Genomic DNA, 11203 nt, shown 5'->3' with positions numbered 1-11203 from the left:
GGTGATCACGCCGCACCCACCCGCTCACCCCTGCGGATGAGCGCGAGGTACTCGTCCTTGAACTTGGCGATGGAGGAGACGACAGGTGCGGCGGCCGAATCCGACAGCACGCAGATGGTGGTCCCGGTCATCTGCTCGCTCATCTCCAGCAGCGTGTCGAGGTCTTCCTCGGTGCCGCGGCCGTCCTCGATGCGCTGGAGGACCCTGGTCATCCACGCGGTCCCTTCCCGGCACGGCGTGCACTGCCCGCAGGACTCGTGGGCGTAGAACTGCACCATGCGACGGACTTGTCGAACGATGTCGGTCGAGTCGTCCATGATGATCACGGACGCGCAGCCCAGCATGGACCCGCAGGCCGCCACGCCTTCGTAGTCGAGCGCGCAGGTCTGACAGTCGTCCACGTTCATCAGCGGAACCGAGGAGCCACCCGGGATGACCGCCTTGAGGGTCCGGCCCTCCCGCATGCCTCCGCAGACGTCGTTGATGAGGTCCATCAACGGGAAGCCCAGGGGAAGCTCGTAGTTGCCGGGGCGCTTCACGTGCCCGCTCACGCAGAAGAGCTTGGTGCCGGGGCTCTTCTCCGTGCCCCACTGCCGGTACCACGCACCGCCGTTCAGGACGATGTGGGGCACCGCGCACAGCGTCTCCACGTTGTTGATCGTCGTGGGCATCCCGAAGGCGCCCACGGCCGCCGGGAACGGAGGCTTCACGCGCGGCTGGCCGCGGCGGCCCTCCAACGAGTTCATCAGACCGGTCTCTTCACCGCAGATGTAGGCGCCCGCGCCCACGTGCAGGGTGACGTCGAGCCGCTCGCCGGAGCCCAGAACGTCCTCACCCGCCAGCCCGGCTGCGTAGGCTTCCTCCACGGCCTTGGCCAACACCTGCGTGGCCTCGAAGAACTCCCCTCGCAGGTAGATGTAGGCATGCTGCGCCCCGATGGCGTAGGCACCGATCAGGCACCCCTCGATGAGCTGGTGCGGGGTCCACCGGATCAGCTCGCGATCCTTGAAGGTCCCCGGCTCGGATTCGTCCGCGTTGCAGCAGAGGTAGTGGGGCTTGCCGCTGTTCTTGGGCATGAAGCCCCACTTCACGCCGGTCGGGAAGCCGGCACCGCCGCGACCGCGCAGACCGGAGGCCTTCACCTCGTCGATCACCTTCTCGCGGCCCAGCTCCAGCGCCCGCTTCAGCCCCTTGTAGCCCCCGCGCGCCTGCCAGGACGCCAGCGAGCGCGCCTCGGGATCACCGAAGTGCTCGCTGAGCAGCCGGACCTCACTCGGATGTCGGTACGGGTAGGCCATCGCTCATTCCCCCCGCTCGCGCAGGCGTGCCATCAACTCCGGCACCTGCTCGGCGGTGACGTTCTCGTAGTAGCGCGAGTTGACCTGCACGCAGGTCGGGAATCCGCAAGCCGCCAGGCACTCGGCCTCCACGACCGTGAAGTCCCCGTCTGCGCTGGTCAGACCGAGCTCGGTGTCGGCGTGCTCGAGGAACGCGGCCAGCACGTCCTCCGCGCCACAGAGGTTGCAGGAGATGTTGGTGCACACCTGCACCAGGAAGCGGCCGACGGGCCGCTTGTTGTACATGGTGTAGAAGGTGGCGACACCTCGCACGTATGCCTCGGGAAGGCCGAGCAGCCGCGCGACTTCGTCCATGGTTTCGGGCGACACGTGCCCCCGCACCTCCTGCGCGAGATTCAGCGACGGCAGGAGTGCCGCGCGGGCGTTGGGATAGCGCGTGCGGATCTTCTCGAAGCGCGCCTGGAACGGGCCCTCGAACAGCGGCGCCTCCGGGTGCTTCTCCACCTTCATGTAGGGGTAGCTGGCGGAGACGGAGGGATGGCCTCCGTCCAGCGGGCGCAGGCCGACGTAGCTGTCGCCACGCACCTGCTCCTCGGCCAGATCGAACTCGCCGGTGTTCCCGGCCCACCCCGGGTTCCGGAAGGGGACGTCGCTACCCGCGCTCACCGGTCGATCTCCCCCAGCACGATGTCCAGGCTCGCATTGATCATGATCAGGTCGGACACCAGGTGGCCTTCGGCCAGCTTGGGGATGACGGACAGGTTCACGAAGGACGGCGGGCGGATCCGCCAGCGCACCGGCTTGCTCCCCCCGTCCGACGCCAGGTACATGCCCAGCTCACCCTTGGACCCTTCGACGGCGAAGTAGCAGTCGCCGGGCGGCGCCTTGATGCCTTCCATGATCAACTTGAAGTGATGGATCATGGACTCCATGTCGTTCATGCAGTCCGTCTTGGATGGCAGCGAGATCCGAGGGTCCTCCACGTTGATCGGGCCACCGGGCAGTCGCTCGAGCGCCTGGTGCAGGATACGCACGCTCTGCCGCATCTCCTCGAAGCGCACGAGGTATCGGTCGTAGCAGTCGCCGTGCGTGCCGACCGGGACCTCGAAGTCGTACGTCTCGTAGTCGTAGTACGGCTTGTCCTTGCGGATGTCGTACGTGACGCCCGACGCCCGCAGGTTGGGGCCGCTGAAGCCGTAGTTCACGGCGTCGTCGGCCGAGATCACGCCGACGTCCTGGGTCCGCCCCAGGTGGATGGCGTTGTTCGTAAGGAGCCGATCGACCTCGTCCAGCGTGGTCGGGAAGTGTTGCAGGAAGTCGCGCAGCCCGTCGGTCCAGCCTTCCGGTAGATCCGCCATCATGCCGCCGATGCGGGTGGCGGACGTGGTGATGCGGGCGCCGGTCAGGGCCTCGTGCAGCTTGTAGATCTTCTCACGCTGCTGGAAGCAGTACAGGAACGGTGTGAAGGCCCCCACGTCGATGGCGGTGGTCCCCAGCCACAGCAGGTGGCTGAAGATGCGATCCATCTCCATGCAGATCACCCGTACGACCTTGCAGCGTTCGGTGACCTCGATGCCCATGAGCTTCTCGACGGCCATGGCGTAGGCGCAGTTGTAGATCAACGGCGCCAGATAGTCCATGCGGTCGGTCAGCGGGACGATCTGATTCCAGGTGCGGTACTCGCCCAGCTTCTCGAAGGACGAATGCAGGTACCCGATGTGGGGAATGACCTTGACCACGGTCTCCCCGTCCAGCTCACACACGAGGCGTAGCACGCCGTGGGTGGCGGGGTGCTGCGGACCGATGTTGATCAGCATGTGCTCCGAGCCCAGTTCGGGCTCGGGTGCGTCCACCGGTGCCAGCGGCCCCCAGGCGGGACGTCCGTCCACGCCCAGCTCGGGACCGCGGGTCACCGCGTATTCGACGGTACGGTTGCTCATCTCGAATCTCCGTCGTCCGGCTGCGGGCCCACGAGCTGAGGTGCACCGCCCGCACCCGCTTCGAACGACGTGTAGTCGGCGTAGGGATCGTCCTGCTGCAGCGCACGGCGGGTCTGCTCGGCCCGCGAGAAGCGGCCGCGCAGCGGGAAGTCCTTCCGCAGGGGATGCCCCTCCGCGTAGGTCTCCGGCATCAGGATGCGCCGCAGGTCCGGGTGTCCCTCGAAGGTGATCCCGAACAGGTCGTACACCTCGCGCTCCAGCCAGTCGGCGGATCTCCACAGCGGCACGACCGAGCGGATGTGCAGCGCCTCGAGCGCCAGCTCGCACTTGACCCGCAGCCCGCGCCGATGCGGGATCGACCAGAGTTGATACACGACCTGCAGGGGCGCGCCGCCGCCGTAGTCCACGGCGGTGACGTCCGCGAGGAAGTCGTAGTGCTGATCCGGATCCGTCTTCAGGAACGTGAGGATCTCCACGTTCCGGTCGGGAGCCACGTAGACGACGTCCTGGTCGCCCGAGCAGACCTCATGACGCACGACCGCGTCGGCGAAGTGCGCCAGCAGCGCCTCGACCGACGGGTGGCCCGAGGGCGCGGCTCCGGCCGGGGGCACGGCGGCCTGGGGAATCCCCGGGCGCGTCGGACCGGCCGAGACGTGGCTGAAGTCGGGACGACGTGCTTCGGCGCTCATGTCCACCCTCCGTGGGTCACGGAATGCGGTCCTTGGGTCGGCTCTGCGCGTCCGTCTCCACGAGGCCGCTGACCCGGTTCTGACGGGTGGAGTTGCCGAAGGGACCGGTCAGCTCCACGACCTGCTGCTCGGACGCACGCGGCCGGCCGGCCGCCATGGCCTCCTCGGCCCGCAGGACGTCGCGATGGGTCAGGCTCTCCTCGCGGATCTTCTCCTGGATCATCATGAGGCCGTAGATGAGGCCCTCGGGCCGCGGCGGGCAGCCAGGGACGTAGACATCCACGGGGATGATGGTGTCGATCCCCTGCACCATCGAATAGACGTCGAACACCCCGCCCGAGCTGGCGCAGGCGCCCATCGACACGCACCACTTGGGCTGCGGCATCTGGTCCCAGATGCGCCGCAGCACGGGCGCGAGCTTGTAGGGCACCCGCCCCGCGCAGATGAGCACGTCCGCCTGGCGCGGGCTGAACGACATACGCTCCATCCCGAAGCGCGCCAGGTCGAAGTTGCTGGCCGCCGAGGCCATCATCTCGATGGCGCAGCAGGCGGTTCCGAACGGCATGGGCCACAGCGAGTTGCGCCGCGCCCAGTTGATGACGAAGTCCAGCTTGGTGGTCAGGAACGTCGGGCTTCCTTCCCCGACGATGCCCTGCCCTTTCACGTCCGTGGGATTCAGTCCCATTCCAGGCCTCCCTTCTTCCATTCGTAGACCAGCCCCAGGGTCAGAACGACCACGAAGAGGCTGACGGCCAGGAAGGGGCCCCACCCCAGCTCGCGCATGCGCACGGCCCACGGGATGAGGAACACGGCCTCGAGATCGAAGACGATGAAGCTGATGGCGACCAGGTAGAACTTCACCGAGAAGCGGTGTCGGGTCGATCCCAGCGGGACCATCCCCGATTCGTATGGCATCTCCTTCTCTGGGGTCGGTCTGCGGTCCGACAGGATGTGCGAGACGACGACCATGCCCACGGCCTGTGCGACCGAGAGGCCCAGAAGGATGAGTACCGGGACGTACGTTCCCGACATGCCCCCGCGCTTTTATGTGAAATCGTTCACGAGTCGGAGCGGCGAGAATCTACCGGCGACAGGGGGTGCCGGCAAGCCGATCCACCCCCCGTGAACGGGCGTCCGACCCCCCATATCTTGGGTTTGCCGGCATCCGAGGCCCCATCTATCTTGCCGCCCGCCCCTTCCTCCTGTGCGTACCCCGCCGGGAGACCCCGGTTCGGAACCCGGACCCACCGATCCGTGCCCCCGGGAGCCCTCCCGGCCCGGCGCCGGAGACCCGCGACCCACCAGGAGACGAGATGTCCATCCAGAGCGACCGCTGGATCCGCCGTATGGCCGAGGAGCACGGCATGATCGAGCCCTTCGAAGCCGGCCAGGTGCGCTCCGGCGTGATCTCCTACGGGCTGTCGTCCTACGGCTACGACATCCGGGTCGCCCCCGAGTTCAAGGTCTTCACCAACGTGCACAACGTGGTGGTGGACCCCAAGCAGTTCGACGACCGCTCCTTCGTGGACGTGATGGCGGACGAATGCATCATCCCACCGAACTCGTTCGCGCTGGCGCGCACGGTGGAGTACTTCCGCATCCCCCGCGACGTGCTGGTGATCTGCCTGGGCAAGTCCACCTACGCGCGCTGCGGCATCATCGTGAACGTGACGCCGCTGGAGCCCACCTGGGAGGGCTACCTGACGTTGGAGATCTCCAACACCACGCCGCTGCCCGCCAAGATCTACGCGAACGAAGGCATCAGTCAGCTGCTGTTCTTCCGTGGCACCGAGGAGCCGGAGATCGCGTATGCGGACCGGAAGGGGAAGTACCAGAAGCAGGTGGGGGTGACGCTGCCCCGCATGTGATCGGGCATGGCGGTCTGCCCGCCCCCAGGCGGGCGTGGGGGGACCGCGCAGTCGCGCCGGACCTGGTTGCCTGGAAGGCGTGGGAGACCGCGCAGGGTCACCCCGACCTGGTTGCCTGGAAGGCGTAGGGGACCGCGCAGGGGCACCCCGGACCCGTGGCCCTGAAGGCGCGCGGAGGGTCCCCCGCATGGCGGAGGACCCCGTTCGGCGGCGAGGGAGCCGGCCCGCTAGGGAACGATCTCGAGCAGCTCCACGTCGAAGACCAGCACGGACTTGGCCGGGATGGGCCCGTTCGGCTGGTTTCCGTACCCCAGCGCGGACGGGATGACCAGCTTCCGCGTCCCTCCCACGCGCATGCCGGGGATGCCGATCTCCCAGCCTTCGATCACCCGCCCCTCACCCAACACGAAAGGCGTGAGCGTCCCGCCATCGAACAGCGTCCCGTCCGGCAGCCAGCCCGAGTACCCCATCCGCACCCGGTCCCCCACCTGCGCCTCCGCGCCGGTCCCCACCGTGAGGTCCCGGTAGTAGAGGCCGCTGGGCAACCGGGTCATCTGCGACAGGTCCACGCCCAGGATGGGGCTGAACGTCGTCTGCTCCGGCGTCTCCGTTCCCACGGGGTCGCTGTCGTCCCCGCACGCGCCCACGGCCAGGGCGCACAGCACCAGCAGACCGTACTTCACCGACGTCCTTCCGACCATCCGTCCTCTCAGCGTTGGTGGACGACCCGTCCGTCCACGATGGTGTAGTCGACCCGAATGTCCTTGAGCGTCGCCGGCTCCGCCGTCAGCGGATCGGCCTCCAGCACCACGAGGTCGGCGAGCTTGCCCACCTCGAGGGTTCCCTTCCGGTCCTCTTCCCCGGCCGCGAACGCGTTGTTGACGGTATACGCGCGCAGCGCGGTCTCCACGTCGATGCGCTCCTCGGGGAACCAGCCCTCGGCCGGCTGTCCGTCCAGCGTCTGCCGCGTCACGGCGGCGTACATCCCCTGCAGCGGATCGGCCGTGTACCAGGCCGCGTTGGTCCCGGGCCAGTCGCTGCCGAACGACAGCACCACGCCCGCATCGTGGAGGGTGCGGAACGCGTAGGCCCACCGCGAACGGGCGCCGATCCGCTCCTCCATCCAGCGCATGTCGTCGATGGTGTGGTACGGCTGCACCTCCGCGATGATCCCCAGGCGGGCCATCCGCTCCGCGGCCTCGGCGCCGGAGAGAACCTGGGTATGGATGATGGCGAAGCGGCGATCCGGCCGCGGACCGTGCTCACGGATCACCTTCTCCATGAGATCGATGAGCGTATCGACGGCCTGATCGCCGATGGCGTGCACCCGCGGGGACAGCCCGATCGAGTCCGCGCCGAACAGCAGCCGCTCCATGTTGCCGGCCGGCTCGAGGCCGGAGCCCTGGCCCGTGACGTGGCCCGTGTTGCCGGCGTCACGCCAGCTGCCCCGCACGCCGGTGGTGAGGTAGGGCTCGTAGAAGTGGGCGCTCGAGTTGCCCATGATGCCGTCCACGAACCCCTTGAGTCCGCCGAAGCGGATCCAGTCGTCCCCGAAGCCGTGGCCGATCCCGACGGCGGCCAGCTCGTCCCAGGAATCCAGCACCGGACGCACGTTCACGCGCGCCGTGAGCTCTCCGCCCTCGCGCAGCGCCTCGTAGACCGGCAACTGCTCCGGCGGCGTGATGTCGAAGAACGTCGTGACCCCCAGCTCCCGGAGCTGCTGCAGGGCCACCCGCGCCTCGGCCAGGCGCTGCTCCAGGGTCTTGGGCGGCATGGCGGCCTGGATGCGTGCGGCCGCGTCCGCGGAGACGCGACCCGTGGGGACACCGTCCCCGCACTCGACACCCGCCCAGGCACAGGTGGCGCCCGCGGCCGCCAGGGCCGCGCCGTTGGCGAGGTGCTGGCTGCGGTCCCAGTTCCAGAGCAGCGCGGGGTTGGCGTCGGATACGGCGTCGATGCCGCTCCGCTCCGGCCGGAAGGGCGGGCCGGTGGGGCCGTCGCCGCCCCGGCCGGTCGAGCTCTGGCCCCACTGCTCGTAGGCGCCCCACATGCCGCCCACCATCCACGCCCCGTCGGGGAGCCGCTCGGCGGCCTCTCCGACCCGGCGCACCAGCCCCTCCTCGTCCGCCACGTCCAGCAGGTTCACGCCGAGCAGGAGCTCACCGGCCCGGTTGAAGTGCGTGTGGTTGTCGATGAAGCCGGGCGCCACGAAGCGGCCGTCCAGTTCCAGGACACGTGTGGAGGGCCCCACCAGGCGCCGGGCGCCCGCAGAGGAGCCCACGTAGACGATCCGGCCGCCCCGGGCGGCCACGGCCTCGGCGTAGGGGGCGCCCTGCACCCCGGTCCAGACGGTCCCGTCCACCAGGAGCAGGTCCACGCCCTCTCCGGCCGGCGCCTGGACACAGGAGGGAGCCAGGAACAGGATCGGCAGCGTCATCGCCAGCCGGGCGCAGGACCGGCGGGAGAGCCTGTTCGTCCGGGACCGGACCGGGAGGACCGGGCCCGCCGGGGGCCGCGTCGCGCGGGCCGGGGGATGGAACGGGACGGGCATCATGGGCGGAAGTCCTCCGGGGAACGATCCGGGGACGGTAGGTCCGCCGGGCCCGGGGCTGCAAGCGCAGGCCGCGATCGATCCGGCCGGCCGTTCCGGGGGCCACCCGCGCGGCCGCGGCGGGACGCGCTCCGCATCGGCGACCGGACGGGAGGGAAGGACGTTCGCGCGGGGCGCGCCGCCCTCGCTCAGGTACGCGGACCGACCAGCCCGGCGCGCAGCACGTCCCGGTTCAGGCGCGCGATGTTCGCGAGCGTGATCCCCTTGGGACACGCGTTCTCGCAGGCGCCGTGGTTGGTGCAGTTGCCGAAGCCCTCGTCGTCGTGCTGGGCCACCATGGCCACCACGCGCGTGTAGCGCTCCGGCTGACCCTGCGGCAGCAGGCCGAGGTGGCTCACCTTGGCGGACGTGAAGAGCATGGCGGACGCGTTGGGGCAGGCCGCCACACACGCTCCACAACTGATGCAGGCCGCCGCGTCGAACGCCGCCTCGGCGTTCTCCTTCCCCACCGGCAATGCGTTGGCGTCCGGCGCGCTGCCGGTCCGCACCGAGATGTAGCCGCCCGCCTCGATGATCCGGTCGAACGCGGTCCGGTCCACGACCAGATCCCGGATGACCGGGAAGGCATCGGCCCGGAACGGCTCGATCCAGATCTCGTCCCCGTCCTTGAAGGAGCGCATGTGCAGCTGACACGCCGTGGTGCGGGCATTGGGCCCGTGGGCGCGTCCGTTGATCATCATGCCGCACGAGCCGCAGATGCCCTCGCGGCAGTCATGCTCGAACTGGATGGGCTCCCCCCCGCCGGCCATGATCTGCTCGTTGACCAGGTCGAGCATGTCCAGGAACGACATGTCCGGGGAGATGTCCTGCGCGCTGTAGCGCTCGAAGCGCCCGCGCGTCGTGGGCGAGTCCTGCCGCCAGACCCGGAGAGTCAGGTTCACTACTTGTAGCTCCGCTGCGAGAAGGGCACGTAGTCGAAGACCAGCTCCTCCTGGTGGCGCACCGGCGCCGAAGGATCCCCGGTCCACTCCCAGGCGGCCACGTGCGCGAACTCGTCGTCCTCGCGCCGGGCCTCACCCTCGTCTGTCGTATACTCCACCCGGTAGTGGGCCCCGCACGACTCCTCCCGGGTGAGCGCGTCGCGACACATCAGCTCTGCGAGCTCGAAGTAGTCGGCGACGCGACCTGCCTTTTCAATCGATTCGTTGAGCGTGTCCCCGCTCCCGGGCACGTTGACCTCCTTCCAGAAGGTCTCCCGTAGCGCCGGAAGCTTCTCCAGGGCGTCCAGAAGCCCTTCGCGCGAGCGCTCCATCCCGCACGCGTTCCACATGAGGCGGCCGAGCTCCATGTGGAGGGAGTCCACCGACCGGGTTCCCTTGTTGTCGAGCAGGCGGCGCGTGCGCTCGCTCACCTGCGCCTCCGTGTCCACGAACGCGGAGTGGTGCACGTCCACGTCGTCCTGCTTGGTGCGTGCCAGGTAGTTGCCGATCGTCAACGGCATGATGAAGTAGCCGTCCGCCAGGCCCTGCATCAACGCGGAGGCTCCGAGGCGGTTGGCGCCGTGATCGGAGAAGTTGGCTTCACCGATGGCGAACAGCCCGGGCACCGTGGTCATGAGGTCGTAGTCCACCCACAGGCCGCCCATGGTGTAGTGCGGGGCTGGATAGATGCGCATGGGCGTACGGTACGGGTCCTCGCCGGTGATCTTCTCGTACATGGCGAAGAGATTCCCGTAGCGCTCGGACACGGCATTGCGTCCGATCCGCTGGATGGCATCCCGGAAGTCCAGGTAGACGCCATTCTGCAGCGGCCCCACTCCGTGACCGGAGTCGACCATCTCCTTGGCCCGGCGCGACGCGATGTCGCGCGGGCTGAGGTTGCCGAAGCTCGGGTAGATGCGCTCCAGGTAGTAGTCGCGCTCGGCATCGGGGATCTGATCCGGCGGCCGCCGATCTCCCTCCGCCGCGGGCACCCAGATGCGCCCGTCGTTGCGGAGCGATTCGCTCATCAGCGTGAGCTTGGACTGATACTCCCCGTTGGGCGGGATGCAGGTCGGATGGATCTGGGTGAAGCAGGGGTTCGCGAACGCGGCTCCGCGCCGGTGGGCCCGCCACGCCGCGGTGACGTTGGACTTCTTGGCGTTGGTGGAGAGGAAGAAGACGTTGGAGTATCCCCCCGTGGCCAGGATCACGGCATCGGCGGCATGCGACTCCACCCGACCCGACAGGAGGTCGCGCGTCACGATGCCACGGGCGCGCCCGTCGACGAGCACGACGTCCAGCATCTCCTGGCGCGGGTGCAGCTCCACGGTTCCCAGCGCCACCTGCCGCATGAGGGCCTGATAGGCGCCCAACAGCAGCTGCTGACCGGTCTGACCGCGGGCATAGAAGGTGCGCGACACCTGCGCACCCCCGAAGGACCGGTTGGCGAGCAGCCCGCCGTATTCACGTGCGAACGGCACGCCCTGCGCCACGGCCTGGTCGATGATCTCGAGGCTGAGCTCGGCCAGGCGGTAGACGTTGGCCTCGCGGGAACGGAAGTCTCCGCCCTTGACCGTGTCGTAGAACAGACGGAAGACGGAGTCCCCGTCGCTCTGGTAGTTCTTGGCGGCATTGATGCCGCCCTGCGCCGCGATGGAGTGGGCCCGCCGCGGCGAATCGTGGAAGGTGAAGGTCTTCACCCGATAGCCGAGCTCGGCCAGGGTAGCCGAGGCGGCACCACCGGCCAGGCCGGTGCCCACGACGATCACGTCGAAGCGCCTCTTGTTGGCCGGGTTGACCAGCTTCATCTCGAAGCGGTGACGCTCCCACTTCTCCTGGATCGGCCCGGTCGGGATCCGTGCGTCGAGGTTCATGGC

Annotated in this window: 11 protein-coding genes; 1 reads left to right on the top strand and 10 read right to left on the bottom strand. The window is 68.7% G+C overall.

The genetic code is table 11. From position 1 onward, the window contains the following. Window positions 1-5: 5 nt before the first annotated feature. From nuoF to R3E98_11080, 6 genes are read right to left on the bottom strand one after another with little or no spacing between them, the layout of a single operon-like run. Window positions 6-1298 carry an NADH-quinone oxidoreductase subunit NuoF gene (gene nuoF / locus R3E98_11105; GenBank protein ID MEZ4423953.1) on the bottom strand — a complete coding sequence of 431 codons (1293 nt, stop codon included), beginning with the start codon at window positions 1296-1298 and terminating at the stop codon, window positions 6-8. Between the two features lie 3 nt (window positions 1299-1301). Beyond that, window positions 1302-1964: an NADH-quinone oxidoreductase subunit NuoE gene (gene nuoE, locus R3E98_11100; protein ID MEZ4423952.1), complete on the bottom strand. Its 663-nt coding sequence runs from the start codon at window positions 1962-1964 to the stop codon at window positions 1302-1304. Next, window positions 1961-3238 carry an NADH dehydrogenase (quinone) subunit D gene (gene nuoD, locus R3E98_11095; protein MEZ4423951.1) on the bottom strand — a complete coding sequence of 426 codons (1278 nt, stop codon included), beginning with the start codon at window positions 3236-3238 and terminating at the stop codon, window positions 1961-1963. The genes nuoE and nuoD overlap by 4 nt, the downstream gene beginning before the upstream one ends. Beyond that, the gene (locus tag R3E98_11090; protein MEZ4423950.1) at window positions 3235-3927 is read right to left on the bottom strand and encodes an NADH-quinone oxidoreductase subunit C; all 693 of its coding nucleotides are present in this window, start codon (window positions 3925-3927) and stop codon (window positions 3235-3237) included. The genes nuoD and R3E98_11090 overlap by 4 nt, the downstream gene beginning before the upstream one ends. Window positions 3928-3943: 16 nt before the next feature. After that, window positions 3944-4612 carry an NADH-quinone oxidoreductase subunit B gene (locus R3E98_11085; GenBank protein ID MEZ4423949.1) on the bottom strand — a complete coding sequence of 223 codons (669 nt, stop codon included), beginning with the start codon at window positions 4610-4612 and terminating at the stop codon, window positions 3944-3946. Then, complete coding sequence (locus R3E98_11080) at window positions 4603-4842, bottom strand: NADH-quinone oxidoreductase subunit A (protein MEZ4423948.1); 240 nt, start codon at window positions 4840-4842, stop codon at window positions 4603-4605. Before R3E98_11080 ends, R3E98_11085 begins: the two co-directional genes overlap by 10 nt. Before the next feature lie 398 nt (window positions 4843-5240). On the opposite strand from R3E98_11080, the gene dcd reads away from it, so the two are divergent. Beyond that, window positions 5241-5795: a dCTP deaminase gene (gene dcd, locus R3E98_11075; GenBank protein ID MEZ4423947.1), complete on the top strand. Its 555-nt coding sequence runs from the start codon at window positions 5241-5243 to the stop codon at window positions 5793-5795. Window positions 5796-6022: 227 nt separating this feature from the next. Here the strand turns inward: dcd and R3E98_11070 are convergent, their stop codons facing one another. The 4 genes from R3E98_11070 to R3E98_11055 form a co-directional block, all read right to left on the bottom strand. Further along, entirely contained in the window at window positions 6023-6496 is a 474-nt protein-coding gene (locus R3E98_11070; protein ID MEZ4423946.1) for an FKBP-type peptidyl-prolyl cis-trans isomerase, read from the bottom strand. 8 nt (window positions 6497-6504) lie between these two features. Next, entirely contained in the window at window positions 6505-8232 is a 1728-nt protein-coding gene (locus tag R3E98_11065; protein MEZ4423945.1) for an amidohydrolase, read from the bottom strand. A 302-nt stretch (window positions 8233-8534) separates the two neighbouring features. Beyond that, the gene (locus R3E98_11060) at window positions 8535-9287 is read right to left on the bottom strand and encodes a succinate dehydrogenase/fumarate reductase iron-sulfur subunit (GenBank protein ID MEZ4423944.1); all 753 of its coding nucleotides are present in this window, start codon (window positions 9285-9287) and stop codon (window positions 8535-8537) included. Beyond that, window positions 9287-11200, bottom strand: a complete 1914-nt coding sequence (locus tag R3E98_11055) for a fumarate reductase/succinate dehydrogenase flavoprotein subunit (protein ID MEZ4423943.1) — start codon at window positions 11198-11200, stop codon at window positions 9287-9289. The genes R3E98_11060 and R3E98_11055 overlap by 1 nt, the downstream gene beginning before the upstream one ends. Window positions 11201-11203 lie beyond the last annotated feature (3 nt).

The organism is Gemmatimonadota bacterium (genome assembly GCA_041390125.1).
In the GTDB taxonomy this organism is placed as follows: Bacteria; Gemmatimonadota; Gemmatimonadetes; order Longimicrobiales; family Gaopeijiaceae; genus JAGQIF01.
This window is presented reverse-complemented; position numbering and strand designations above follow the sequence as displayed.

Bases quoted from the DNA above. Each gene is read 5' to 3' on its own strand.
- nuoF (MEZ4423953.1), bottom strand. From the start codon at position 1,298: ATGGCCTACCCGTACCGACATCCGAGTGAGGTCCGGCTGCTCAGCGAG.
- nuoD (MEZ4423951.1), bottom strand. From the start codon at position 3,238: ATGAGCAACCGTACCGTCGAATACGCGGTGACCCGCGGTCCCGAGCTG.
- R3E98_11090 (MEZ4423950.1), bottom strand. From the start codon at position 3,927: ATGAGCGCCGAAGCACGTCGTCCCGACTTCAGCCACGTCTCGGCCGGT.
- R3E98_11085 (MEZ4423949.1), bottom strand. From the start codon at position 4,612: ATGGGACTGAATCCCACGGACGTGAAAGGGCAGGGCATCGTCGGGGAA.
- R3E98_11080 (MEZ4423948.1), bottom strand. From the start codon at position 4,842: ATGCCATACGAATCGGGGATGGTCCCGCTGGGATCGACCCGACACCGC.
- dcd (MEZ4423947.1), top strand. From the start codon at position 5,241: ATGTCCATCCAGAGCGACCGCTGGATCCGCCGTATGGCCGAGGAGCAC.
- R3E98_11070 (MEZ4423946.1), bottom strand. From the start codon at position 6,496: ATGGTCGGAAGGACGTCGGTGAAGTACGGTCTGCTGGTGCTGTGCGCC.
- R3E98_11065 (MEZ4423945.1), bottom strand. From the start codon at position 8,232: ATGACGCTGCCGATCCTGTTCCTGGCTCCCTCCTGTGTCCAGGCGCCG.
- R3E98_11055 (MEZ4423943.1), bottom strand. From the start codon at position 11,200: ATGAACCTCGACGCACGGATCCCGACCGGGCCGATCCAGGAGAAGTGG.